We start from the raw sequence: 22,184 nt of genomic DNA, 5'->3' as shown, positions 1-22,184 counted from the left end.
GCAAGACTTTCAGGAGAAGATATGAACACGACGAGAACCGCTGTCGTCACCGGCGCCGCCCGGGGAATCGGTGCCGCCGTCGCGAAGAAGCTCGCCGCCGACGGGATGGCGGTGGCCGTCCTCGATCTCGACGAGGACGCCTGCAAGCCGGTCGTCGCCGAGATCGAGGCCGCCGGTGGGCGGGCCCTCGCGGTGGGGGCGAATGTCGCGGTCGAGGCCGCCGTGGAGTCGGCCGTCGAGCGGATCGTCGCCGAGCTCGGCGCGCCGACCGTGCTGGTCAACAACGCGGGTGTCATCCGCGACAACATGCTGTTCCGGATGAGCACCGACGACTGGGACACGGTGATGAACGTGCACCTGCGCGGGGCGTTCCTGATGACCCGCGCGGTCCAGAAGCACATGACCGAGGCGAAGTTCGGCCGCATCGTCAACCTGTCGAGCACCTCGGCGCTGGGTAACCGCGGCCAGGCCAACTACTCGGCCGCGAAGGCGGGTGTGCAGGGTTTCACCAAGACACTGGCTCTGGAACTCGGCAAGTTCGGGGTCACCGCGAACGCCATCGCCCCGGGCTTCATCGAGACCGAGATGACCGCTGCGACCGCCGAACGGCTCGGGGTTCCGTTCGAGGATTTCAAAGCCGGTGTGGCGTCGCAGATCCCGGTGGCGCGCACCGGGGTGCCCGACGATATCGCGCACGCCGTGTCGTTCTTCGTCAGCGAAGGCGCGGGCTTCGTGTCCGGGCAGGTGCTGTACGTGGCGGGCGGGCCGAAGGCATGAGGACATTCCAGGGGATCGCCGAGCTGGAGGCGGCAGTCGGCACCCATCTCGGCTACTCCGGGTGGCACACGGTGACCCAGGAGCAGATCGACACCTTCGCCGACGCGACCGGTGACCACCAGTGGATCCACGTCGACCCCGTACGCGCGGCCGAAGGGCCCTTCGGAACGACGATCGCCCACGGGTATCTGACATTGTCGCTGGTCCCGATGCTCGTCGCCCAGGTGTACCGGATCGAGGGCCTGGCGATGGCGGTGAACTACGGCTCGAACAAGGTGCGCTTCCCGGCGCCCGTGCCCGTCGGATCGAGGCTGCGCGCGGGTCTCGAGTTGCGGTCGGTGGCGCCGGGTGGCGGTGGGCACCTGATCACCAACACCGTCGTCGTCGAGCGCGAGGGCGGTGAGAAGCCGGTGTGTGTGGTGGAGACGGTCACCCTGGCGGTCGCGAAATGACCGTTCCCGGTCTGGATCTCGACCGTTTCGGGCACTGGTTGCGGGCCACGCTGCCCGGCGTCGGCACCGACCTCGACGCCACACTCATCGCCGGTGGCAAGTCCAATCTCACCTACACGGTGTCCGACGGTGCGTCGTCGTGGATCGTGCGGCGCCCGCCGCTCGGGCACGTGCTGGCCACCGCGCACGACATGGCCCGCGAGTATCGGGTGATGGCCGCGCTCGCGCCGACCTCGGTACCCGTGCCTGCCATGTACGGGCTGTGCGAGGACACCGACGTGCTCGGTGCGCCGTTCTACGTCATGGAACGGGTCGAGGGCACGCCCTATCGGGACGCGGCCGCCCTGGCCGAGCTGGGACCGGAACGGACACAGCGCATCTCGGCCGCCCTGGTCGACACCCTCGCCGACTTGCACGCTGTCGACCCGGCGGCCGTCGGACTGGCCGATTTCGGCAGGCCGGAGGGATTCCTCGAACGGCAGGTGCGTCGATGGAAGCAGCAACTCGATGCCTCCCATACCCGTGACCTGCCGCTGGCCACCGAACTGCACGCGCGCCTGGCCGCCGACGTCCCCGTCGAGTCGGCGGCGGGCATCGTGCACGGTGACTACCGCCTCGACAATGTCCTCGTCGACGACGCCGACCGGCTCGCGGCCGTCATCGACTGGGAGATGGCGACCCTGGGTGACCCGCTCACCGATCTGGCCCTGATGGTCGTCTACGGCCGCCTCGCCGCCCTGCCGAACGGCAAGGTCGCCGTGGCCGACGCGTCGCTGGCGCCCGGCTTCCTCACCGAGGACGAGATCATCGCCCGCTACACCGCCCGCAGTAACCGCGACATGTCCCGCTTCGGCTTCTACCTCGGGCTCGCCGCGTTCAAACTCGCCGCGATCCTGGAAGGCATCCACTTCCGCTACCTGCGGGGCCAGACTGTCGGCGAGGGCTTCGATGTCATCGGCTCGGCGATCGAGCCCCTGCTGGAAACCGGCCTCACCGCACTGAAGGAGCATTCCTGATGGACTTCGCCTACGACGCGCGCACCGAAGAACTGCGCGCCACGCTGCTCGACTTCATGGACAGCCACGTCTATCCGGCCGAAGCGGTATTCCGTGCGCAGCTCGGGCAGCTGGACAACCGCTGGGCCTGGGACTCGGTTCCCGTGCTGGCGGAACTGCGCGCCGAGGCGCGAAGACGTGGGCTGTGGAATCTGTTCCTTCCGGGCGAACACGGCGCGGGCCTGACGAATCTGCAGTACGCGCCGCTGGCCGAGATCACCGGGCGCAGTGCGGGACTCGCGCCCGCCGTGTTCAACTGCGCCGCGCCCGACACCGGCAATATGGAGGTGCTCGCCCAGTTCGGTACCGAGGAGCAGCGCAAAGAGTGGCTCGAGCCGCTGCTCGACGGGACCATCCGCTCGGCGTTCGCCATGACCGAACCGGATGTGGCGTCCTCGGACGCCACCAATATCGCCACCCGCATCGAACGCGACGGTGACGACTACGTGCTCAACGGGCGCAAATGGTGGATCACCGGGGCGATGAACCCCAACTGCCGCATCTTCATCGTGATGGGCAAGACCGACCCGTCCGCGAGCAGGCACCAGCAGCAGTCGATGATCCTCGTGCCCCGTGACACCCCCGGCGTCGAAATCCACCGGGGCATGGAGGTTTTCGGCTACGACGACCACGACCACGGTGGCCACGCCGAGATGACGTTCACCGACGCGCGTGTGCCCGCGTCGAACCTGATCGGGGTGGAGGGCGCCGGTTTCGCCATCGCCCAGGCACGGCTGGGGCCGGGCCGCATCCACCACTGCATGCGCTCCATCGGTGTCGCCGAGCGTGCCGTGGAACTGATGTGCGCGCGAGCCGAGGACCGGGTGGCGTTCGGCAGGCCGCTCGCCGACCAGGGCGTGATCCGGGACTGGATCGCCGAGTCGCGGGTGCGGCTCGAGCAACTGCGGCTGCTCGTCCTCAAGACCGCATGGCTGATGGACACCGTCGGAAACAAGGGCGCGCACACCGAGATCCAGGCCATCAAGATCGCCACCCCGGCCACGGTGCAGTGGATTCTGGACAAGGCGATCCAGGTGCACGGTGCGGGCGGGCTGTCCCAGGACTTCCCCCTTGCCGCCGCCTACGCCGGTATCCGCACGCTGCGTTTCGCCGATGGTCCCGACGAAGTGCACAAGAACGCGTTGGCCAAGAGCGAGCTGCGCAAGCAGCGGGAGGCCCGGTGACGCGCGACGAATTGCACCGTGCCGTAGCGGAATTCCTCGCCGCCAACGATCCGGGCACCACCGACCGCCTGGAATTCCTGCGCGCCCGCTTCGACGCGGGATTGGCCTGGGTGCACTACCCGGCCGGTCACGGCGGGCTCGGGCTGCCCCGGGAATGGCAGGGCGAGGTAGAGCGGCTGTTCGCCGAAGCCGGTGCGCCCGACAACAACCCGGGTGCCAACACCATCGGCCTCGGCATGGCGGCGCCGACGATCCTCGCGTGCGGTACCGAAGAACAGAAGCGGCGGTTCCTGCGTCCGTTGTGGACGGGCGAGGAGATCTGGTGCCAGCTGTTCAGCGAACCGGGCGCCGGATCGGACCTGGCGAATGTGAGCACCCGCGCGGTCCGTGACGGCGACGAGTGGGTGGTCGACGGGCAGAAGGTGTGGACGTCGAGCGCCCACCTGGCGCAGTTCGCGATCCTGCTCGCCCGCACCGACCCGGGCGTGCCCAAGCACCGCGGCCTGACGTTCTTCCTCATCGACATGACCCAGCCCGGCGTCGAGGTGCGACCGCTGCGCCAGATCACCGGGGAGGCCGAGTTCAACGAGGTATTCCTCACCGAGGCAAGGGTTCCCGATACCCAGCGCCTCGGCGCCGAGGGCGACGGATGGCGGGTCGCCAACACCACGCTCAACACCGAGCGGGTGGCGATCGGCGGCCGCGACACCGCCCGGGAGACCGGAATGATCGGGGTGGTGAGCCGGACCTGGCGCGACAATCCCGACCTGCGCACCCCCGAGCTGCACGATCGGCTCCTGCGGCTGTGGGTCGATGCCGAGGTGGCCAGGCAGACCGGTGTGCGGTTGCAGCAGAAACTGGCAAAGGGTATGCCGGGCCCGGAGGGGTCGGCGATGAAATTGATCTTCGCCCGCGTGGCCCAGCAGCTGTCCGGCCTGGAGGTGGAGATGCTCGGTGAGCAGGGCCTTCGCTATTCGGACTGGACCATGGTCCGACCCGATCACGTCGACTTCACCGGCCGCGACGCCGGCTACCGGTACCTGCGGGCGAAGGGCAATTCCATCGAGGGCGGCACCTCGGAGATCCTGCGCAATATCGTCGCCGAACGCATTCTCGGGTTGCCCGCCGAGGCGCGCACCGACAAGGACCGTCCCTGGAAGGAGGTCGCCCGATGACCGAGCTGAACCTGCTCTACACCGATGTCGAGGACGACCTGCGCGCCACCGTGCGCGCAGTGCTGAGCGCCCACTGCGACCCGTCGTCGGTGACCGCACTCTACGACGGCGACCGGTCGCTGGTCGCCGGGCTGTGGAAGAACATCGCCGTCGACCTGGGTCTCGCGGGGCTGCTCGTCCCCGAGGAGCACGGCGGTGCGGCGGCATCGGCGCGGGAGGCCGCGGTGGTGCTCGAGGAGCTCGGGCGTTTCGTCGCACCGGTACCGTTCCTCACCAGTTCTGTGGTGGCCACCACCGCACTGCTCGGCTCGGCTAGCTCGTTGCTCGGTGAGCTCGCGGCGGGGGAGCGGACCGCAGCCCTTGTCGTTCCGTTCTCCACGGCCGCGCATGCGCCGGTTCCGGCCGTCGCCGACGGCGGCACCGTCACCAGTGTCGCTGGGGCGCTCGAGGCGGATGTTCTGCTGGTTCCTGTTGCCGGTCCGGAGGGCATCGCACTGCACGCGGTCGCGGCCGACGCCGCACGGATCACCCCGGTGGTGTCGCTGGACATGACCCGCCAGCTCGCCGATATCACCTTCGACGGGTTCGCGGGACAGCCGCTCGTCGCCGACGGCGAAGCCGCGGTTCGCCGCGCACTGCTCGCCGGTTCCGGACTGCTGGCGTCGGAACAGTGCGGGTCGGCGCGGTGGTGTCTCGAGGAAACCGTGGCCTACCTGAAGGAACGCCGTCAGTTCGGCCGGGTGGTCGGCGGCTTCCAGGCGATCAAGCACCGGCTCGCCGACCTCTACACGGGTGTCGAATCGGCGACCGCCACCGCCCGCTACGCCGCGGCCACGCTCGCCGCCGCCGACCCCGATGCCCCGGTGGCGGCGGGTGTCGCGCAGGCCTACTGCAGTGACCTGGCCGTCCTCGCGGCCGAGGAAGCGGTGCAACTGCACGGTGGCATGGGCATGACCTGGGAACACCCGACCCACCTCTACCTCAAACGAGCCAAGGCCGATCAGATCGCCTTCGGCACGGCAGGTACGCACCGCGCCCACCTCGCCGAACTGATCGCCTTGCCGGCCTGAGGTCGCCGTTTTCCCGCCCCCACACCGGGTAGGCGCGGTGCAGAGGAAAGGAGGACCTGATGCACGCGTCGAAGGAACCGTCCGGTGACCGCTACGACCCCGCCGAGGACCCGGACGCCGACCCGGAAATGATCCAGCCATCCGACCGCCTCACCCCGCAGCCGAGTCAGGCCGAAGGAGAGGACGAGCAGTCACACTCCGAACGCAGCGGATAAGCTGTCGGGCAAGAGGATTCGTAATCGGCGGGACGGGGAACGCGACAATGGTCGACCGCCCCCTGCTCTACCTCGATGTCGACGGTCCGCTCAACCCGTACCGCGCGAAACCGGAGCAACGTCCGCGTGGATACGAGACGCACCGGTTGCTGCCGCAGTCGTGGATCGCACGGCACCGCGACATCCCCGTGCGGCGGGTGAAGCCGTTGCGGGTGTGGTTGAACCCGTCCCACGGTCGCACCTTGACCGAGCTGGCGGAGGACTTCGAATTGTGGTGGGCGACAACGTGGGAGCACGACGCGAACACCCACATCGCCCCGGTCCTCGGCTTGCCGGAGTTACCGGTGGTCGAGTGGAAATCGCCCGGGTGCCAGGGTCCGGAGGGGACGTTCTGGAAGACCGCCGAACTGGTCGAACACGCGGCGGGTAGACCGTTCGCCTGGGTCGACGACGACATCACGACACCGGATCGCCGGTACATCAATGCCCGCCACGCCGCACCCGCCCTCCTGCGATTCGTCCACCCGGCCGCCGGTCTCGTCGAGGACGACTTCACCGCCCTGGCGTCCTGGGCCCGCACCCTAAGACCATAGGATGGACCTGAATGCCCTTGCCGCACAGGGTAGTTCGTGGACCGAGCACGGCAGTGATCGTGAGGAGAGGACTGAGCGTGGATCTCGAGGATGCGATACAAGCGCTGCACGACGACCTGGCCGCTTGGCTCGGGTCCGAGGCACCGGAGTCGGTCTTCGACCGCTTCGCCGCAGCGCAGGATCCTTCGTTCTCCATGGTGACGACAACGGGCCAGGTCCTGCACCGCGACGAATTGCTGACCGGGCTGCGCGCGGCGCGTAATGCCCAGCCGGGGTTGCGCATCGCCATCAGCGAGATCGAAGTGCTGTCGAGTGACGGTGCCGTCACGGTGGTCCGCTTCCTGGAATCACACCACCATGCGGGCACGGTTTCCCGACGCCGTGTGCTCGCGGTTCTGCGGTCGGAGCGGGAATCATTGCGCTGGTCGACTCTCCAAGAAACCGACGTCCCCGACTGACCTTCCCCGAGGCCACCGGATCCGCAGATTCCGACGTGAAGTGGCCGCCCCGTCGCCTCAGCCCTGCTCGGTCGGGGGTCAGTCCTGCCAGCTGCTGTGGCTCATAAGGTTGTCCCAGTTCGGCAACGGCACCTCCGGGTGGTGCAGGCGCACGAGCTCGGTTCCGAGGCTGGCCGGGAATGCCTTTCGGGGGTTCGCGAGGATCTGGTCCTCCATGATCGTGGTGATCGCCGGGGTTCCGCCGCGGCGCGGGTAGGCGGCGTGCACGGCGTCGGCGTAGCCGGGCGGCAGATCGCCGGGGCCGCCACCGATATCGATGCCGATGCCCTCCACCGCGATCCAGATCTCGGCCGGTCTGCGCCTGCGGAAGACCGGTGAGTCGCTGAAGCCGGAGGTGTGTCCCGCGATGGCGTCCCACACCGTTTCTACCCGGGCGTCGGTGATGCCGTGTCGTTCGAGGAACTCGGCCGCGAAATCGGCGCCGGTGCTGTCGGGTGGCGACGCCGATACGGGGATAAGGTGCACACGGCGTTCTTTCTTGTCGGAGTCCGGTGGCCGCCGGACCGTTCTGAGGAAGTGGTGCGCGTGCGAATCGATCTGACCGGGAAGACAGCGTTGGTCACCGGCTCCACCCAGGGCATCGGCGCGGCCATCGCACAGGGTCTCGCCGACGCGGGTGCCCGCGTGGTGGTCAACGGGCGCACCGCCGACCGGGTGGACGCGGCGGTCGCCGACATACGCGCTACCGGTGGGGACGCGCTCGGTGTCGCCGCCGATGTCACCACCGAGGAGGGAGTCGAGCAGCTGCTGCGCGAACTGCCCGACGTCGACATTCTGGTGAACAACCTCGGCATCTTCGAGGCGGTGCCCGCGCGCGAGATCACCGACGCGCAGTGGCGGTCGTTCTTCGAGGTGAATGTGTTGTCGGCGGTGCGGCTGATCCGGGCGTACCTGCCCGGCATGACCGAGCGCGGGTGGGGTCGCGCCCTGCAGATCGCCAGCGATTCCGCCGTGGTCACTCCCGCCGAGATGATCCACTACGGCGTATCCAAGACCGCGCTGCTCGCGGTGACCCGTGGCTTCGCCAAAGATGCTGCGGGGACGGGCGTCACGGTGAATTCGGTGATCGCCGGACCCACCCACACCGGTGGCGTGGAGGAGTTCGTGTACCAGCTGGTCGACCGGTCGTTGCCGTGGGACCAGGCGCAGCGCGAGTTCATGCGCGTGCACCGCCCGCAGTCCCTGATCCAGCGGCTGATCGAACCGTCGGAAATCGCGAACATGGTCGTGTACCTGAGTTCGCCGCTGGCATCGGCGACGACCGGCGGAGCCCTGCGCGTCGACGGCGGCTACGTCGATTCGATCCTGCCGTAACGCCCTTGCCAGGCGGCGAGCCAGCCGATCTCCATCGCCGCGTCGATGAGGTAGGTCTTGCGGATGGTCCCCTTGGGGACATAGATCAAGTCGATCGTCAGCAACCATCCCGCTGTGGTGAGACCGAGCCGACGTGCGCTTGCCAGACCTGCCGGTGTGCGCGCTGCCGTCAGCTGCACGAGGCCGTTGCCCGCGAGCAGTCCGGCGACGGTGAACTGCAGCCAGCGGTCGTACTTCTGGCCGAAGATCGCCTCGAAGCTGCGTCTGCTGAGGAGCGGCCATACGCCGCCGACAACGTTGAAGGCGCCGTGCGCGCGGGCGAGAGCCGCGGCTGGAGCCGGCCTGGTCGAACGATCGTCGGCGGACATCGCACTCCTCACAGAGAAGGGCTGGATGTTCGCCGCGTACCCCCACGGCGAGTGCGAAAACACGCGAGAACTAAAGCGGGCGGGCCGGCTCCAGGGAGTGGGTGGTGCGGGTAGTGCGGTGCCGACCCGCCCGCACACTATTCGTGCGTGGGGGAGTCGTGGATGGGTGCAGGTGGCTGCAGGAACGCCTACGTGCATCTCATCTCAGAGTGAGCGGGGTCGCCGCGTCGATGTGAGTCAGCTTCTGCGGGTTGCGCACGTAGTAGATGCCGGTGATCCGGTCGTCCTCGACGCGGACGGCGAGCACACCGTCGCGCTCGCCGTCGATGGACACCGCGAGCGCGGGTCCGCCGTTGACCAGCGTCGGCTCGACGACGAGGTCGACAGCGTGCTTGGTGAGGCCGCCGACGATGAAGCGCGACACCTTGTCGGCGCCGACAACCGGGCGCGGGTTTGCCTGCTTGATTCCGCCTCCGTCGCTGACGGCAACCACGTCCGGGGCGAGGACATCGAGCAATCCTTGCAGGTCACGGGTCTCCAGCGCTCGCTGGAACGCTTCGATCGTCGCTTCGGCCTGCTGTGCGCTCACCGTGCGCCGTGGCCTGCGTTCCTCCACGTGCCGGCGGGCGCGACTGGCGATCTGGTGCACGGCGGCGGGCGACTTGTCGACCGCCGCCGCGATCTCGGCGTAGCTGATGCCGAACGCCTCGTGCAGCACGAACACCGCGCGTTCGGTCGGGGTCAACGTCTCGAGCACCAGCATCAATCCCATCGACACGCTGTCGGCGAGTTCGACATCGGCGGCGACGTCCGGTGCGGTGAGCAGCGGTTCCGGCAGCCACGAACCGACATAGGACTCCCGTCGCCGCTTGAGCGAGCGCAACCGGTTCAGCGCCTGGCGGGTGGTGATGCGCACCAGATACGCGCGCCGGTCCGTCACCTGCTCCAGGTCGGCCTTCACCCACCGCAGCCAGGTCTCCTGCAGTACGTCCTCGGCGTCGGCCGCCGAGCCGAGCATCTCGTAGGCCACCGTGAACAGCAGATTGCGATGCTGCACAAAGGTTTCCGTCGCGTCGAGGGGAGTGGTCATCGTCGGTTCTCCTGTCCGTGGCTCAGGCTGTGGTGATCGTGGCGCGGCGGTCGCGCAACACCTGTGGACGGCGTTTGCCGTCCTTCGGCCAGGAGTGCGAACCGGGCTTGTTCGCCTCGGTGACCAGGTGCTTCACACTGGCCGCGCACGAGAACTCCTTGAGCGCGCGACCGGCCGGGCCGGTGAAGTACAGGCCCATCGCGGTGTCGTCCTTGTGGCCGAGCTGGAAGATTCCCGCTCGGCGGCCGAAGCTGATGCACATGGCCTGGAAAGCCAGGTCGATCGAGGTGGGTTCGGTCCCGTCGATGCGGTGCGCGATGGTGTCGGCGGCGTGCGCGCCGAGGCAACCGGCCACATAGGCGCTCATCCGGAACGGGAGGTCCGAGGGTGCCGACGAGTCACCGGCCGCGACGATCCGATCGTCGTCGACGCTGGTCAGAGTCTCGTCGGTGAGCAGCCGCCCGGCGGCGTCGGTACGCAGTCCACTGTGCGCCGCCAGTTGCGGTATCCCGAAACCCGCTGCCCAGATGGTGATCTCGCTGGGCAGCGCCGTTCCGGTCGCCAGCCGCACCGACGTCTGCGTCACCTCGGTGACGACCGATTCGGGGCCTTCGAGCAACCCGACACCCAGTTTCGTCAGGTACTTGCGGGCGGTTCGCCGAGCCCGGGGATGCAGGTACGGGCCGAGCGTGCCGCCGCAGACCAGGGTGACCGATCGGCCCTGTTCGGCGAGTTCGGTCGCGGTCTCGATCCCGGTGGGGCCGCCGCCGACCACGGTCACCGGCGCCGACATGGCCCGGTCGAACAGGATCGACCGCAACCGCTGCGCTGCCTCCAAAGTGGCGACCGGATAGGCGAATTCGGCGGCACCGGGCACCTGCGGTTCCGCGGCGCCGCTACCGGCGGCGTAGACGAGGTAGTCGAAGTCGAGGTCCGCGCCGTCGGCCAGGGCGACGCGGCGGGCGCCCGCGTCGATCCCGGTGACACTGTCGACGACCAGCGAGACACCCTCGGCCAGCACGTCGCGGTAGTCGACGATCGCGTCGTGGGTTCCACCGACCAGCTGATGCAGGCGCAGCCGGGGCACGAAGACGGGGCGCGGGTTGATCACGGTGATCCGCACATCCTGGCGCGCGCTGAGCCGATTGGCCGCCATCACCCCGGCGTATCCGCCGCCGATCACGACCACGTGGTTGGTGTTCATGGTGTCTCCTTCGCTCCGAGGGGTTCGAGCACAAGACACCGCACGGGCGAAGATCCTGACACGATGTGACTCAGATCACCAGCGGGTCTACCAAGCCTCGATGAGTGGGCTGTCGTGGTCGGTGCGCTGCCACCGCTGGGCGAAACGGGCCAACCGGACCGGGTTGGCGATGGCGCGCAGACCCGCGATCCGGCCGTCGCGTACCTCCATGATCGCCACGCCGAGGACCCGGTCGTCGAGCGTGAACACGAGGGCCGGGCAGCCGTTGACCAGGGCGGCGTGGAGATCGGGCACGCGATCGTCGAGGTGGCGTCTGATCGTGTCGGGCCGCAAACCCGCCCGCATGGCGATCGCCAGCCGCGACGGGCCGGTGAACCGCACGAGCTTGCGGGCGGTTCCGCCCACACCGTCGGAAGTACCGGTGGCGTCGGCGGTGAGCAGGGCGACGAGCTGTTCGGTGCGCCCCGACGACGCGGCCGCGACGAACGCCTCCACGATGCGTCGCGCCGCTACGTGGTCGGTGCCGGTTCCGTTGCGGGCGGCGGTGATCCGGCGCTTGGCGCGATGCGCGTGCTGCTGACTGGCCGATTCGCTGATGCCGAGAATGTCGGCGATCTCGGCATGGCTGTAGGAGAACGCTTCGCGCAGAACATAAACGGCGCGTTCCACCGGTGTCAGCTGTTCGAGCAGCATGAGCACCGCCAGCGTCACCGACTCCCGTTGTTCGGCGGTGTCGGCGGGCCCGAGCATGGGGTCGCCGTCGAGCAGCGGTTCGGGCATCCACGCGCCCACCGCCCGTTCGCGGCGCACTTTGGCGGAGCGCAGACGGTCGAGAGCCAGATTGGTGACGATCTTGGTGAGCCAGGCCTCGGGTACCTCGACATGGTCGCGATCCGCGGCCTGCCACCGCAGAAAGGCGTCCTGCACCGTGTCCTCGGCATCGGCGGCCGACCCGAGCAGGCGGTACGCGAGCGAGGCCAACCGGTCGCGGTTGGCCTCGAAACGCGCGACGGTCGCGGTGTCCATGAGCACGACTCTAGGCGGCGAGGACCCCGCGCGACGGTGCGCCCGCGGCCGCACGGTAGTGGTGGTCGAGCTTGCCGAACGTCGGGTGGCTGATCGCCCAGCCGCTGGTCCCCACGATGGCCGACTTCACCCAGGCGGCGGGTCTGCCGCACAGGGCGCCCGGCTTGGCGCGGGCATCGCCGTCGACGAACTGGAAGATCGCGTCCTTGCGCCCGAGGCTCACATGGTTGCCGACGTAGCTCAGCGAGGTTCGCTTGATCGCGCGTCCGGTGAGCTCGCCGATGATCGTCGCCGTGGCCTGCTGTCCGGTGAACCCGGCCGACGCGCACGACATCGGCAGCGGCTGACCGTTCCCGCCGATGACGAATCCGCTGTCGCCCGCGACGAACACATTCGGGTGCGACACCGACCGCAGCTCGCGATCCGCGGTGATCTGCCCGTCGGGTTCCACCGCGAGCCCACTGGCGGCGGCGATCGGGTGGACGGCGAATCCGGCCGCCCACACCGTCGCGTCGGAGACGAAGGCGGTGCCGTCGGCCGCGAACGCCGCACTTTGTTCGACGCGCTCGACCGTGGTGTGCTCGTGCACGGCGATGCCGAGCCGGTCGAAGGCTCGCAGCAGATGCCTGCGCGCTTTCGGCCCGAGCCAACCGCCCACCTCGCCGCTGGTGGCGAGAGTGACCCGCAGGCCGGGACGGGCCTCGGCGATCTCCGTCGCGGCCTCGATGGCGGTGAGATTTCCGCCGACGACCAGCACGTCACCGTGCGCCCCCAAGTCGTCGAGGCGGGCACGTAGCCGCAGCGCCGAGGGGCGTCCGGCCACGTTGTAGGCGTGTTCGGCGACGCCGGGGACACCGTGGTCGGCGATGGTGCTGCCGAGCGTGTAGAGCAGGGTGTCGTAGCCCAGGTGGCCGCCTTCGTCGAGGGTGACCCGACGCCGGTCGACGTCGAGGGCGGTCACCCTGGCCACCCGCAACCGGATGCCGGTGCCGGCGAAGACCTCGGCCAGCGGGCGATGCGGCAGGTCGTGTCCGGCGGCGAGCTGATGCAGCCGCAACCGCTCCACGAAGTCCGGTTCGGCATTGACGACGGTGATCTCGACGTCGTCGCCGTGCAACTGGCGGGCAAGGAAACCGGCGCTGAAGGCCCCGGCGTATCCGGCCCCGAGAACAACGATGCGGTGCTTCATGATTCGCTCCTGTCTGGTTCGCGTACACCCTGAACGAGACAGCTCCCGAATTCCTGACAGCGCGATCGAGTGAACTGGACCACACGCTGATCGAGCGCTTAGTGTTCCCCTATGTCACACCTGGACGGCGCGCCGACTGTGCTCATCTACGGCGCCTACGGATACACCGGTGAACTCGTTGTCGCCGAAGCACTCTCGCGCGGATTGCGGCCGCTGATCTCGGGTCGCTCGGCCGAGCGGGTCGGTGAAGTCGCCGCCCGGCACGGCCTGACCGCGCGCCCGTTCGACCTCGCCGACCCCGACAACGCCGCCGCGCAACTCGCCGACGTCGACATCGTGCTGCACTGCGCCGGGCCGTTCGTCCACACCTACGCACCGATGCTCGAGGCCTGTCTGGCCAGCGGAACCAACTATCTCGACGTGACCGGCGAGACGCAGGTATTCGCCGCGATCTACGCCCGCCACGACGACGCGGTGCGTGCCGGGATCACCGTGATCCCCGGCGTCGGCTTCGATATCGTCCCGACCGACCATCTCGTGGCTCGCCTGGTCGGCGACGTGCCCGACGCGGTCGGCGCCGACGTGGCGATGATCAGCCGCGGTGGTTTCAGCCGGGGCACGTTGCGTACGGCGGTCGACGGCATCGCCCGCGGCAATCTGGTGCGTTCCGGCGGTGACCTGGTCGCGGTGCCGCACGCGCACCGTGCCCTGACGATCGATGTGGGCCGAGGTCGTCCGGTCGGTGTCGCGAGTACGCCACTGGGCGATGTGTGCAGCGCGGGCCACGGCTACGGGCTCACCGAGGTGGCCACGTTCACCGCCGTTCCGTTGTCGCCGGTGGTGCGGGCGCTGAGCACGCCGCTGCGGTTCGTCACGGCCAGCGGGGTCGGTCGGACCGTCACCGACCTGGTGATCGACCGTATTCCGGTTCCCGATCAGGCGACCCGCGACGCCACTCGCAGCACCGGTTGGGCCCGCGTCTACCGCGCCGACGGCAGCGGCCTTTCGCTCGCCGTCGACGTGTCCAACACCTACGCCTTCACCGCGCGTTCGATGGTGCATGCGGCGATCACCCTGCACTCCCGGCCCGCTCCACCCGGCGCGCACACCCCCGCGAACGCGCTCGGCGCCGACTTCCTGCTGTCGATCCCCGGTGGGGACATCAGTTGGCCCTTCCCGGAGCCACGGCCCGCCTGAGCGGCGATTGAGGACGCCGACCCAGGGTAAGCGCGCCGTGTCAGGAAGGCAGGTGACCCCATGACCTCGATGGATCCCGACCCGCGCAATACCCCCGACCTCGAGCCGGGTGGGGGCGTACCGCCCGGCTCCACCCCGCCGGAATCGCCGCAGACCTCCGGTTTGTCGGCGCCGGAACCGAGCACCCGCCACCACTTCCCGCTCACCGGGATCGCTGCCGTGGTCGTCACGCTGGTGCTCGTCGCCGTGTTCGCGGCCGTGATCGTCGGGGTGATCGCCGCGATGTAGAGACACCGCGACGCGCGGAAATCCCGCAGGCCGCGGGATTTGTGCGCCAGACTGTGCGCATGCCGACATTTGCCAGGGTGTTGCACACAGTTGTGGCCGGGGCGCTGGTCGTCGCGGCTGGTCACGGCGTCGCGGGCGCCGCACCGTCCGGGAGTGCCGAGGCGCCGTGGGCGGGCGGACCCGAGGGCGTGCAGGCCGCGGGAGCGGCGCTCGCCGACGGATTCACCGGCACGGTGCTGTGGGGTCGCGAGGCGAACACCCCGGTCCCGATCGCCAGTATCGCCAAGGTGATGACCGCCGTGGTCGCGATCAGCACCGGTGACCTCGAACGACCGGTCACCGTGCCGGCCGAGTCGGGCGCCTACTGCGCCCAGCACAACGGCAGCACCGCCGGACTCACCGCGGGTGAGGTGCTCACCGCCCGCCAGCTCCTCTACGCGCTGCTGCTGCCCTCGGGTTGCGATGCCGCCTATGCCATCGCCGAGTCCTTCGGGCCCGGCCAGGCCGGTTTCATCGGCCGCATGAACGACGCCGCCCGGGTGATGGGCTTGGGCGCCACTCAGTTCACCGATCCCAGCGGGTTGCCCAACCCGACGGACAATTCCACGCACTCCACCCCGGCCGCGCTGGTCGCGCTCGGCGTGCGCGCGATGGCACTGCCCGCCTTCCGTGAGATCGTCGCCGCGCGCGACCACCACGTCCCCGCCGACCACGACAACCGTGAACACCATTGGGAGACAACGAACAAGCTGCTGCACGAATACCCCGGGGCCATCGGCCTGAAGACCGGCAACACCAATGCGGCCGGGCACTGCCTGCTGTTCGAGACGGTGCGCGCGGGCATCCCGCTGATCGGGGTGGTGCTGCACAGTTCCGACACCAGCAGCGCGGTCGCCCGCGAAGACGCCACCCGAATCCTGAACTGGGCCTACGACCCCGTCCTGAGTGTGTTGGAGCCCATCGGCGTGCGCTGAGGGCCGAGCGAGGGTCGGCGCGGTCGCACGATCGCCAGTAACCTTTGCCCGTGATCACGTTGGGCAAAGGCGCGGCTCGGCCGAAGACGGCATTGGCCGCGGTCGTGGCGGTGGTGTTCGTAACCTTCCTCGATACGACGGTGGTGAGTGTCGCGCTCGGCGCGATCCGGACCGAACTCGGCACCGATGTGACACTGCTGCAGTGGGTGGTCAACTCCTACACGGTGGTTTTCGCCGGGCTGATGCTCGCCGGTGGATCGCTCGGTGACCGGTTCGGGCGCAAGAAGGTGATGATCGCCGGTCTGGTGATCTTCTGTGCGGGATCGGTGGTTTCGGCGATGGCGAGTACCGTCGGCATGCTCATCGCCGGGCGGGCGATCATGGGACTCGGCGCGGCGGCCTCGGAGCCGGGGACCCTGTCGGTGCTGCGCCACATCTTCCCCGACGACCGGGCCCGGGCGAAGGCGATCGGTGTGTGGGCCGCGGTCTCGGGCTTGGCGTTGGCGGCCGGGCCGGTGCTCGGCGGTGTGCTCGTGCACGCGTACGGGTGGCGGTCGATCTTCTGGTTCAACCTGGTGATCGGCGCGGTGGCGCTCGGCGCGGCGCTGTGGTCGGTGCCCGAGAGCTCCGACCCGAGTCCCGAACCCATCGATTGGGCGGGTGCCGTGCTCGGTGCCACCGCGTTCGGTGCGGTGATCTACGCCGCGACCGTCGGTCAGGACCGTGGGTACACATCCCCGCCGGTGCTGGGCTTCTTCGCGCTCGGTGCCGTGGCGCTGGTGGCGTTCGTCCTCGTCGAAACCCGCGCTCGCGCACCGATGCTCGACCTGAAGTATCTGCGGATGCCCGTGGTGCGCAGCGCGCTCGTCGTCGCGTTCGCCGTGTACTTCGGGATCTTCTCGATCTTCTTCTTCACCGCGATGTATCTGCAGGTGACGCAGTCGTATTCGGCCGCGCGCACGGCCGCGATCTTCGCGCCGATGGCCGGGACCATCGTGATCGGGTCGCTGGCCGCCGGGTACTGGGTGTCGCGCCGGGGTGCCCGCGTGCCGATGATCCTCGGCTGTGTGGTCGGTGCCGGTGGCATCCTGCTCACCCGTCAGGCGATGAGCGGAACACTGCACGATCCGACGATCGCGGCGGCGATGGCGGTGGCGGGCATCGGGTTCGGAATCGCCGTCGTGCCGTTGACCTCGGCGGTGATGACGGGCGTGCCACCGCAGCACTCGGGAATGGCTGCGGCCGTGACGAATACGATGCGCCAGGTCGGTTCCGCGTTCGGGGTGGCGATCCTCGGCGCGGTCGTGAGCTCGTTCCTCTCCGCGGACCTCAAGGCCAAGATGACCGAACTGGGCGTGCCGACGACCCTGCAGCCCGATGCCGTGGAGGCCGTCGAACGCGGTCGCCTGCCCGAGGGTGCCAACCCGTTCAAGTACCTGCCCTACATCAGGGATGTGATGGACGCGGGCAAGGCGGCCTTCCACCAAGGCCTCGACGCGGCCCTGCTCGCCTCGGCGATCCTCATCCTCGCCGCCGCAGCCTTCACCGCCGTCGACGAACGACCCCGCAAACGACAGCAGCTGGCCGAGACCGTCTGAGCACATCACCGGTGGGAATGGGCGCCAACCCCTAGTCCCCTTAACTCCGTGCCGAGGCACCCCCAATCCTCGCGCCGACCCATGACCTGCGCAAATCCGTCCCATACAGTGATCTCAGACCCGGTCGCACCGCATCATTCCCCGCCCCGAAAGGACGAGGCCATGACCGCCCACCGAGCTCCGAGCACCCCTCTCCAGCGCAACTTCGGCCAGATGCGCCGCGCCCTGCCCACCCCTTGGACAGCCGCCCTGTCCGATCGCCCCGCTCCCGGCACAACAACCCGCGCCCGCCCGGTGCTCCGCATCCACGCACTCGAGGGCTGACTCCTCAGAGGAACGAGTCGTCCATCTGAGCGGTGAGGGGCCCTGCTGTATCACCGGTATTGCGAACACCCGCAGGCTCGATCAGCATCGCGTGCACCTCACCGTCCGCAACCGGACAGTGCTCGACCCCTCGCGGCACCACGAACATCTGCCCCGACCGCAGCACGACGTCACCGTCTCGCATCCGAATAGTCAGTTCGCCCGCGACGACGAAGAACAGCTCATCGGTCTCGTCGTGTTTGTGCCACACGAACTCACCCACGAGCTTCACCAGCTTGATCTCATAATCGTTGACTCGTGCGACCACTTTCGGCGACCACCGCTCCGAAAACGCCGACAGAGTGGCCGCAACGTCGACTACTTTGTTCGCCATACACCGATCCTGGCACTCGACGGACCTGGATTCGCAACGGATCGCTACATTCTCCCCATGTTTTCGGCGGATCGGCCGGATAGGTTTCCGGTGTGAGCGAGCGGAAACGGGTGTGGGTGTGGCCGGTGGTGAGCGGCGGCGTCATGATCGCGGCGGTGGTGACGAGCCTGCATTCGGGATGGGTCGTGACCGTGCTGTGGATTATGGCGCTGCCGTTGCTCGCCGCGTTCTGGTTGGCGGTGGTGGTTGTCGCGGTGACCGCGGTGTGGCGCACGATGAGGGGTGGACGGCGATGGCCACAGGTCGTCACCGGTGTCGCGGCCGTCGTGAGTATCGGTGTGCCGGTGATGTTCTACCTCTGGCCGCAAGCGCGGGTGTGGACACGGTTTCAGCTCGAGCGTCCCGCATTCGACGCGGCGGTGGCCAGGGATCTGAGTGTGCGGGACTACTACGGGACCGACCTGCCGACGCATCTTTGCTGGGTGTCGGCCAATTGCAAGGTGGCCGTGGTGCGGACCGCCGACGACCACACGGCGCGCTTCGTGCCCGACTATGTCGGGATTCCCGACGGCGCAGTCGGTTACGCGCACCTGGACGGTGAACCACCCGCCGAGCCGTTCGAGGTGTTCGGGGACCAGCTGTGTCCGGTCATCGAATTGGGTGACGGGTGGTGGTGGCTGGGCCGGTGCGGATAACGGCTCAGCCGAAGAAGGAACTGCGGACAGGGCCGGGGGAGCGGACGGGGGTGCGGGGGCCGAGGAGCCAGGTGTCGGCGGTGGTGGTGACGAAGGTGGTGAAGGTGGGGTCGAGGTCGGGCGGGGCTTCGCCGTCTCCGGCGTCGGGGGTGGGGTCGGCGGCCGCGATCTCGGCGGCGATCTCCGATTCGGGCCGGGAGTCCGCAGGGACCGGTTCGAGGCCGTTCTCGCCGACACGCTGGGTGGGTGCCCAGGGCGCGATGACGGTCTGGTGGAGCAGGCCGCTGATGTCGGCCGTCACCGGCGGAGGCTGAGTCCAGCAGGTGGCGTGTTCGAACAGGATCTGACCGGGGGCGCGCTCGTGCAGGGTGACGACGAGGTCGGGGTCGACGGTGCGCAGGTCGTAGGCGACGACGAGGGTGTCTTCGGCGCCGGGCTCGTACTCCTGGGTGGGGAGGTCGAGGACGCGGGCCGTGGCGAGACCGAGGATGCGATCCGCCCGATCGGGGAGCAACGACACCGTACGTGGCGCACGGCCGGCCGCCGACAGTGCGAGACCCACGCGGTGGATGCTGTATCGGCACAGGGCGGCGTTGTCGCCCAGATACGCCCAGCGCCCGGTCATTCCGGCGTCGAACCCGTACGGCGACATCGTCGCGAGGTAGCCGCCGGTCAGGGTGAACTGCCAGCCACGCAAGTCCCGATGGTCCAGGGCGCTCACGGCGGCCGCACGATCGGCGCGAATCAGCATGCGGCTCACCCGATCACGGGCGAACACCCAGTCGTCGTCGGGTTCGGGCAGGTCGGCGAACTCGGCGCGGGCGGTGGCCGGATCACCCGCCAGGATCGAGTTGTACACCAGCAGATAGTGTTCCGCCCACTCGCGCGGACTCGAGGCATACCGCCCCAACACCTCGACGGCTTCGGCATGACGGTGTTCGTCCTCCAGCGCGGCGACCAGCTCCGCGAGCGCCTGGCGCACAGTGGAATCCACCCGCAACGCTTCGTGCAGAACCGGGACCGCGGCGAACGACAGGCCGTACTCCACACAGTCGTAGCCGAGCATCGTGAGCGCGCGTGCATCGGTGGCGTCGGGGAGTGCCGCCCGTGCGCTGGTGGCCAGCGGTTCCAGCTCGGCGGCGTCGGCCAGCTCGATCAGGAAGGTCACGAGTTCGGGGAGCGGAAGCTGCTCGGCGACCGGCCGCAGAGAACGCACGGACCCGCCTAGATGCCCCTGGGCGAGCAACTCGCGAGCTTCGTTCAATTCGATTGTCATCGCCACCATCCTGGGTGAGAAGCGGGTCGGCGGCAACTGGGATTCGCCTCCGAACGGTGTCGCGCCCGATGGATTCTCAGACCCCGACAGCTGTCAACCGGCAATCCGCTTCCAGCACCATCCATGCGCTCAACTGGATCGAGAGGTCCTGGGGCGGCTCGGTCCCGTAGTCACCGAGCCGGTTCAGCCTGGCAGGCACCGCGACCGGACGAGACCAGTCCGATCCGAACAGCGGCAGTCCGTCGACCTCGGCCCGATGCTCCCACGCCGCCCGTGCGGAGGCATGCACGATCCCCGCTGCGGTCGTATCGCCGAGCACCAGCGCGGTTTCGGTGAGATAGCGCGCGAGGATACCCATGAACAACCCGGAGTCGTCATCGGTGGCACCACTGATCACTCCGTCGTCGGTGAGGAGTTCGCCGACGGCACGCACCAGGTCCCGCGCACGCTCGCGGTACCCGGATTCACCTGTCCGCGCGAACAATTCGGTATCGAGGCCGATCGCGACACCCTGGCAGTAGGTGTGCACCGTGCGGTCCATCGAGCCGCCCGGCTCGTGCACACCGTCGAGAATCAGCCCGCTGGCGGTATCGCGCAGCCGGGTGTGCAGGAACTCCGCGAGCCGCACAGCGCGGGGAAGATCGCCGAGCCGGGCCAACGCGATACCTGTCGGCCCGATCGCGGGTGTGTTGTAGAAGTCGTCGCCGGAGCGCCACGGCACCGCGCCGAGCACCGGATTCCAGCCGTCGACCACCGCGGAGCGCAGGTCGGCGAGCGCGTCGTCGAACCGCACATCGAGCAACCGTTGCGCACGTTCGAGCGCGATCAGCAACCACGCCATGTCGTCGTAGTACCGGTTCGTCCACCCGGTGACATTGCGGGTCCGGATGCCGCGTGCCAGCGCGACCACCCGGTCGACCCGCTCGGGGGTGCGGGCGCGGTGGGCGGCGTCGATCGCACAATCGACCAGGTGGGCCTGCCACCAATAGCACCAGCGGCCGAACGACTGATCGGTGAGCGAGGCGGGCCAGACCAGCGTGCCGAGCCGGCGCTGCGGCAGTCCCCACAGCGACCGCACATGCCGCGCGACGATCGCGCGCTCGGCCAGATCCGCGCGCCGCTCACACTCCCCGGGCACGGCCGCGGCGCCGCGCGTGATCGCCGCGGTCCTGGTCGGCTGGGCCAGGGCGGTGAGCGCCACCGCCGCGCCCGCACCCCACAGCACCCGACGTCGGCTGATCCCGTCGCCACGCCGTTCCACTCGACTCCCTCGCTGGACACCGTCTCCGGGTCCGGCACCGTATCGCCGCTGTCCGGCGTCGGCATGGCGAGCAGCTGAACCGCGCGGGTAGCGCACGAATCGATCGGTTGAACACCGTGACAGCCCGCCTGGGGAGGCGTCGATACGCGACACGAGAAATGTTCAGCCGCAAGATGTCTCACCATTTTCAGGCCACGGCGGCTACGGTGGTGCCGTGGCAGGGACGAGATGTCCCACCGGCCCGCTGATCGTGCGGGTGCTCGAAGGCCACGGCGTCGAAGAACCATCGCAGCGATACCGAGCTCGACAGTGCGGATACACCGGCGTATTCGTCCTGATCGGCAGCGGTAGCGTGCTGATGTCGTTGGGGTAGCCAGGATGTGACGAGCACGATGCTGACAAGTAGCCGACAGCAGCAGTTTTCGTGTCGAAGTCGTGTCTTCGTACGAGTCTTCCCCAAAAACGTCCGCGATGCGGTAACTTAGCGGCTGCTTTGCCAATGATTGTCTGTGTGAAAGGAATTGGATTCATGGGATTCGAGGCCACGGGAGCGATCGGCGACCACTACAACGAGGCCGGTGGCGCGTCGAGCCCCCTCGGTGAGCCGATCTCGGCCGAACTGGACGCCCCGGGCGGCGGCAAGTACCAGGAGTTCACCGGCGGCGTCATCTACTTCAAGCTCCCCACCGGAGCCAAGACCGTCTACGGCGCGATCCGTCAGGCGTGGGAGGCCGAGGGCGGCGCGGGCGGCCGTCTCGGCTACCCGACCTCCGACGAGCAGGACATCGAGGGTGGCAAGATCAGCCACTTCGAGAACGGTTCGATCAGCTACTCGATCGCCGACGACGCAGTGACGATCAACGCCTAGCGTGTGATCTGCACAGGTGGGCACCGATCCGACGGGTCGGTGCCCACCGTCGTCTCCGGGTAGTGATTGCCCGGTGCCTGCGTATTCGGTCCGGCGCGGG

The 22,184-nt window shown here is 68.7% G+C and carries 27 protein-coding genes; 17 read left to right on the top strand and 10 right to left on the bottom strand.

What is annotated here, in order from left to right:
- Nucleotides 1–21: 21 nt before the first annotated feature.
- From AB0F86_RS08475 to AB0F86_RS08435, 9 genes are all read left to right on the top strand, one after another.
- Nucleotides 22–777 carry an SDR family oxidoreductase gene (locus AB0F86_RS08475; protein ID WP_181697094.1) on the top strand — a complete coding sequence of 252 codons (756 nt, stop codon included), beginning with the start codon at nucleotides 22–24 and terminating at the stop codon, nucleotides 775–777.
- On the top strand, nucleotides 774–1,229 hold the full coding sequence (locus tag AB0F86_RS08470; RefSeq protein ID WP_181697095.1) for a MaoC family dehydratase: 456 nt from the start codon (nucleotides 774–776) through the stop codon (nucleotides 1,227–1,229). Before AB0F86_RS08475 ends, AB0F86_RS08470 begins: the two co-directional genes overlap by 4 nt.
- The gene (locus tag AB0F86_RS08465) at nucleotides 1,226–2,245 is read left to right on the top strand and encodes a phosphotransferase family protein (protein WP_356982949.1); all 1,020 of its coding nucleotides are present in this window, start codon (nucleotides 1,226–1,228) and stop codon (nucleotides 2,243–2,245) included. Before AB0F86_RS08470 ends, AB0F86_RS08465 begins: the two co-directional genes overlap by 4 nt.
- Entirely contained in the window at nucleotides 2,245–3,468 is a 1,224-nt protein-coding gene (locus AB0F86_RS08460; protein WP_356982948.1) for an acyl-CoA dehydrogenase family protein, read from the top strand. The genes AB0F86_RS08465 and AB0F86_RS08460 overlap by 1 nt, the downstream gene beginning before the upstream one ends.
- The gene (locus tag AB0F86_RS08455) at nucleotides 3,465–4,643 is read left to right on the top strand and encodes an acyl-CoA dehydrogenase family protein (RefSeq protein WP_356982947.1); all 1,179 of its coding nucleotides are present in this window, start codon (nucleotides 3,465–3,467) and stop codon (nucleotides 4,641–4,643) included. The genes AB0F86_RS08460 and AB0F86_RS08455 overlap by 4 nt, the downstream gene beginning before the upstream one ends.
- Nucleotides 4,640–5,713, top strand: coding sequence for an acyl-CoA dehydrogenase family protein (locus tag AB0F86_RS08450; RefSeq protein ID WP_356982946.1), 1,074 nt, complete (start codon nucleotides 4,640–4,642; stop codon nucleotides 5,711–5,713). Before AB0F86_RS08455 ends, AB0F86_RS08450 begins: the two co-directional genes overlap by 4 nt.
- 59 nt (nucleotides 5,714–5,772) lie before the next feature.
- Nucleotides 5,773–5,928 carry a hypothetical protein gene (locus AB0F86_RS08445; protein WP_356982944.1) on the top strand — a complete coding sequence of 52 codons (156 nt, stop codon included), beginning with the start codon at nucleotides 5,773–5,775 and terminating at the stop codon, nucleotides 5,926–5,928.
- Between the two features lie 47 nt (nucleotides 5,929–5,975).
- The gene (locus AB0F86_RS08440; protein WP_356982943.1) at nucleotides 5,976–6,521 is read left to right on the top strand and encodes an HAD domain-containing protein; all 546 of its coding nucleotides are present in this window, start codon (nucleotides 5,976–5,978) and stop codon (nucleotides 6,519–6,521) included.
- Nucleotides 6,522–6,598: 77 nt separating this feature from the next.
- Complete coding sequence (locus AB0F86_RS08435) at nucleotides 6,599–6,979, top strand: DUF4440 domain-containing protein (protein WP_356982942.1); 381 nt, start codon at nucleotides 6,599–6,601, stop codon at nucleotides 6,977–6,979.
- Nucleotides 6,980–7,057: 78 nt separating this feature from the next.
- Here AB0F86_RS08435 and AB0F86_RS08430 read toward each other — a convergent pair whose 3' ends face one another.
- The gene (locus AB0F86_RS08430) at nucleotides 7,058–7,504 is read right to left on the bottom strand and encodes a hypothetical protein (RefSeq protein WP_356982940.1); all 447 of its coding nucleotides are present in this window, start codon (nucleotides 7,502–7,504) and stop codon (nucleotides 7,058–7,060) included.
- Between the two features lie 60 nt (nucleotides 7,505–7,564).
- Here AB0F86_RS08430 and AB0F86_RS08425 point away from each other — a divergent pair, with 60 nt between their 5' ends.
- On the top strand, nucleotides 7,565–8,353 hold the full coding sequence (locus AB0F86_RS08425; RefSeq protein ID WP_225279771.1) for an SDR family oxidoreductase: 789 nt from the start codon (nucleotides 7,565–7,567) through the stop codon (nucleotides 8,351–8,353).
- Here AB0F86_RS08425 and AB0F86_RS08420 read toward each other — a convergent pair.
- The 5 genes from AB0F86_RS08420 to AB0F86_RS08400 all read right to left on the bottom strand — a co-directional run bounded on the left by AB0F86_RS08420 (nucleotide 8,329) and on the right by AB0F86_RS08400 (nucleotide 13,230).
- Complete coding sequence (locus tag AB0F86_RS08420) at nucleotides 8,329–8,721, bottom strand: hypothetical protein (RefSeq protein ID WP_225279772.1); 393 nt, start codon at nucleotides 8,719–8,721, stop codon at nucleotides 8,329–8,331. The two genes, AB0F86_RS08425 and AB0F86_RS08420, sit on opposite strands and share 25 nt — an antisense overlap.
- Nucleotides 8,722–8,920: 199 nt before the next feature.
- Nucleotides 8,921–9,811, bottom strand: a complete 891-nt coding sequence (locus AB0F86_RS08415) for an RNA polymerase sigma-70 factor (RefSeq protein ID WP_356982939.1) — start codon at nucleotides 9,809–9,811, stop codon at nucleotides 8,921–8,923.
- Nucleotides 9,812–9,833: 22 nt separating this feature from the next.
- On the bottom strand, nucleotides 9,834–11,015 hold the full coding sequence (locus AB0F86_RS08410) for an FAD-dependent oxidoreductase (protein WP_356982938.1): 1,182 nt from the start codon (nucleotides 11,013–11,015) through the stop codon (nucleotides 9,834–9,836).
- Between the two features lie 87 nt (nucleotides 11,016–11,102).
- Nucleotides 11,103–12,041: a sigma-70 family RNA polymerase sigma factor gene (locus tag AB0F86_RS08405; protein WP_356982937.1), complete on the bottom strand. Its 939-nt coding sequence runs from the start codon at nucleotides 12,039–12,041 to the stop codon at nucleotides 11,103–11,105.
- A gap of 10 nt (nucleotides 12,042–12,051) precedes the next feature.
- Nucleotides 12,052–13,230 (bottom strand): FAD-dependent oxidoreductase, encoded by a 1,179-nt coding sequence (locus AB0F86_RS08400; RefSeq protein ID WP_356982935.1) that lies wholly within the window; start codon nucleotides 13,228–13,230, stop codon nucleotides 12,052–12,054.
- A 111-nt stretch (nucleotides 13,231–13,341) separates the two neighbouring features.
- On the opposite strand from AB0F86_RS08400, the gene AB0F86_RS08395 reads away from it, so the two are divergent.
- From AB0F86_RS08395 to AB0F86_RS08375, 5 genes are all read left to right on the top strand, one after another.
- Nucleotides 13,342–14,427: a saccharopine dehydrogenase NADP-binding domain-containing protein gene (locus AB0F86_RS08395; RefSeq protein WP_356982933.1), complete on the top strand. Its 1,086-nt coding sequence runs from the start codon at nucleotides 13,342–13,344 to the stop codon at nucleotides 14,425–14,427.
- A gap of 60 nt (nucleotides 14,428–14,487) precedes the next feature.
- Nucleotides 14,488–14,715, top strand: a complete 228-nt coding sequence (locus tag AB0F86_RS08390) for a DUF6480 family protein (RefSeq protein ID WP_067638667.1) — start codon at nucleotides 14,488–14,490, stop codon at nucleotides 14,713–14,715.
- A gap of 77 nt (nucleotides 14,716–14,792) precedes the next feature.
- Nucleotides 14,793–15,689, top strand: coding sequence for a D-alanyl-D-alanine carboxypeptidase (locus AB0F86_RS08385; RefSeq protein WP_356982931.1), 897 nt, complete (start codon nucleotides 14,793–14,795; stop codon nucleotides 15,687–15,689).
- Nucleotides 15,690–15,739: 50 nt separating this feature from the next.
- The gene (locus tag AB0F86_RS08380) at nucleotides 15,740–17,287 is read left to right on the top strand and encodes an MFS transporter (RefSeq protein ID WP_356982929.1); all 1,548 of its coding nucleotides are present in this window, start codon (nucleotides 15,740–15,742) and stop codon (nucleotides 17,285–17,287) included.
- A 162-nt stretch (nucleotides 17,288–17,449) separates the two neighbouring features.
- Nucleotides 17,450–17,611, top strand: coding sequence for a hypothetical protein (locus tag AB0F86_RS08375; RefSeq protein ID WP_181697111.1), 162 nt, complete (start codon nucleotides 17,450–17,452; stop codon nucleotides 17,609–17,611).
- 4 nt (nucleotides 17,612–17,615) lie between these two features.
- Here the strand turns inward: AB0F86_RS08375 and AB0F86_RS08370 are convergent, their stop codons facing one another.
- Complete coding sequence (locus AB0F86_RS08370) at nucleotides 17,616–17,984, bottom strand: cupin domain-containing protein (RefSeq protein ID WP_356982927.1); 369 nt, start codon at nucleotides 17,982–17,984, stop codon at nucleotides 17,616–17,618.
- A 92-nt stretch (nucleotides 17,985–18,076) separates the two neighbouring features.
- On the opposite strand from AB0F86_RS08370, the gene AB0F86_RS08365 reads away from it, so the two are divergent.
- Entirely contained in the window at nucleotides 18,077–18,679 is a 603-nt protein-coding gene (locus tag AB0F86_RS08365) for a hypothetical protein (protein ID WP_356982926.1), read from the top strand.
- Nucleotides 18,680–18,683: 4 nt separating this feature from the next.
- Here the strand turns inward: AB0F86_RS08365 and AB0F86_RS08360 are convergent, their stop codons facing one another.
- The 3 genes from AB0F86_RS08360 to AB0F86_RS08350 form a co-directional block, all read right to left on the bottom strand.
- Nucleotides 18,684–19,955, bottom strand: coding sequence for a hypothetical protein (locus tag AB0F86_RS08360; protein ID WP_356982925.1), 1,272 nt, complete (start codon nucleotides 19,953–19,955; stop codon nucleotides 18,684–18,686).
- 76 nt (nucleotides 19,956–20,031) lie between these two features.
- Nucleotides 20,032–21,216 (bottom strand): glycoside hydrolase family 76 protein, encoded by a 1,185-nt coding sequence (locus tag AB0F86_RS08355; protein WP_356982923.1) that lies wholly within the window; start codon nucleotides 21,214–21,216, stop codon nucleotides 20,032–20,034.
- A 187-nt stretch (nucleotides 21,217–21,403) separates the two neighbouring features.
- A complete protein-coding gene (locus tag AB0F86_RS08350) occupies nucleotides 21,404–21,607 on the bottom strand; it encodes a hypothetical protein (RefSeq protein WP_181697116.1) in 204 nt (67 codons plus the stop codon).
- Between the two features lie 138 nt (nucleotides 21,608–21,745).
- Here AB0F86_RS08350 and AB0F86_RS08345 point away from each other — a divergent pair, with 138 nt between their 5' ends.
- On the top strand, nucleotides 21,746–22,084 hold the full coding sequence (locus AB0F86_RS08345) for a hypothetical protein (protein ID WP_067489573.1): 339 nt from the start codon (nucleotides 21,746–21,748) through the stop codon (nucleotides 22,082–22,084).
- The last annotated feature ends 100 nt before the right edge of the window (nucleotides 22,085–22,184 follow it).

Source organism: Nocardia sp. NPDC023733, from assembly GCF_040639775.1.
In the GTDB taxonomy this organism is placed as follows: domain Bacteria; phylum Actinomycetota; class Actinomycetes; order Mycobacteriales; family Mycobacteriaceae; genus Nocardia; species Nocardia rosealba.
The sequence above is the reverse complement of the archived record's forward strand: the minus strand, read 5'-3'. Positions and strand labels throughout refer to the sequence as shown.

What these genes read in the sequence shown, in the direction of transcription:
- AB0F86_RS08470 (WP_181697095.1), top strand. Translation starts at nt 774, where the DNA reads ATGAGGACATTCCAGGGGATCGCCGAGCTGGAGGCGGCAGTCGGCACC.
- AB0F86_RS08400 (WP_356982935.1), bottom strand. Translation starts at nt 13,230, where the DNA reads ATGAAGCACCGCATCGTTGTTCTCGGGGCCGGATACGCCGGGGCCTTC.
- AB0F86_RS08410 (WP_356982938.1), bottom strand. Translation starts at nt 11,015, where the DNA reads ATGAACACCAACCACGTGGTCGTGATCGGCGGCGGATACGCCGGGGTG.
- AB0F86_RS08395 (WP_356982933.1), top strand. Translation starts at nt 13,342, where the DNA reads ATGTCACACCTGGACGGCGCGCCGACTGTGCTCATCTACGGCGCCTAC.
- AB0F86_RS08415 (WP_356982939.1), bottom strand. Translation starts at nt 9,811, where the DNA reads ATGACCACTCCCCTCGACGCGACGGAAACCTTTGTGCAGCATCGCAAT.
- AB0F86_RS08405 (WP_356982937.1), bottom strand. Translation starts at nt 12,041, where the DNA reads ATGGACACCGCGACCGTCGCGCGTTTCGAGGCCAACCGCGACCGGTTG.
- AB0F86_RS08475 (WP_181697094.1), top strand. Translation starts at nt 22, where the DNA reads ATGAACACGACGAGAACCGCTGTCGTCACCGGCGCCGCCCGGGGAATC.
- AB0F86_RS08450 (WP_356982946.1), top strand. Translation starts at nt 4,640, where the DNA reads ATGACCGAGCTGAACCTGCTCTACACCGATGTCGAGGACGACCTGCGC.
- AB0F86_RS08465 (WP_356982949.1), top strand. Translation starts at nt 1,226, where the DNA reads ATGACCGTTCCCGGTCTGGATCTCGACCGTTTCGGGCACTGGTTGCGG.
- AB0F86_RS08360 (WP_356982925.1), bottom strand. Translation starts at nt 19,955, where the DNA reads ATGACAATCGAATTGAACGAAGCTCGCGAGTTGCTCGCCCAGGGGCAT.
- AB0F86_RS08440 (WP_356982943.1), top strand. Translation starts at nt 5,976, where the DNA reads ATGGTCGACCGCCCCCTGCTCTACCTCGATGTCGACGGTCCGCTCAAC.
- AB0F86_RS08420 (WP_225279772.1), bottom strand. Translation starts at nt 8,721, where the DNA reads ATGTCCGCCGACGATCGTTCGACCAGGCCGGCTCCAGCCGCGGCTCTC.
- AB0F86_RS08370 (WP_356982927.1), bottom strand. Translation starts at nt 17,984, where the DNA reads ATGGCGAACAAAGTAGTCGACGTTGCGGCCACTCTGTCGGCGTTTTCG.
- AB0F86_RS08345 (WP_067489573.1), top strand. Translation starts at nt 21,746, where the DNA reads ATGGGATTCGAGGCCACGGGAGCGATCGGCGACCACTACAACGAGGCC.
- AB0F86_RS08375 (WP_181697111.1), top strand. Translation starts at nt 17,450, where the DNA reads ATGACCGCCCACCGAGCTCCGAGCACCCCTCTCCAGCGCAACTTCGGC.
- AB0F86_RS08445 (WP_356982944.1), top strand. Translation starts at nt 5,773, where the DNA reads ATGCACGCGTCGAAGGAACCGTCCGGTGACCGCTACGACCCCGCCGAG.
- AB0F86_RS08390 (WP_067638667.1), top strand. Translation starts at nt 14,488, where the DNA reads ATGACCTCGATGGATCCCGACCCGCGCAATACCCCCGACCTCGAGCCG.
- AB0F86_RS08460 (WP_356982948.1), top strand. Translation starts at nt 2,245, where the DNA reads ATGGACTTCGCCTACGACGCGCGCACCGAAGAACTGCGCGCCACGCTG.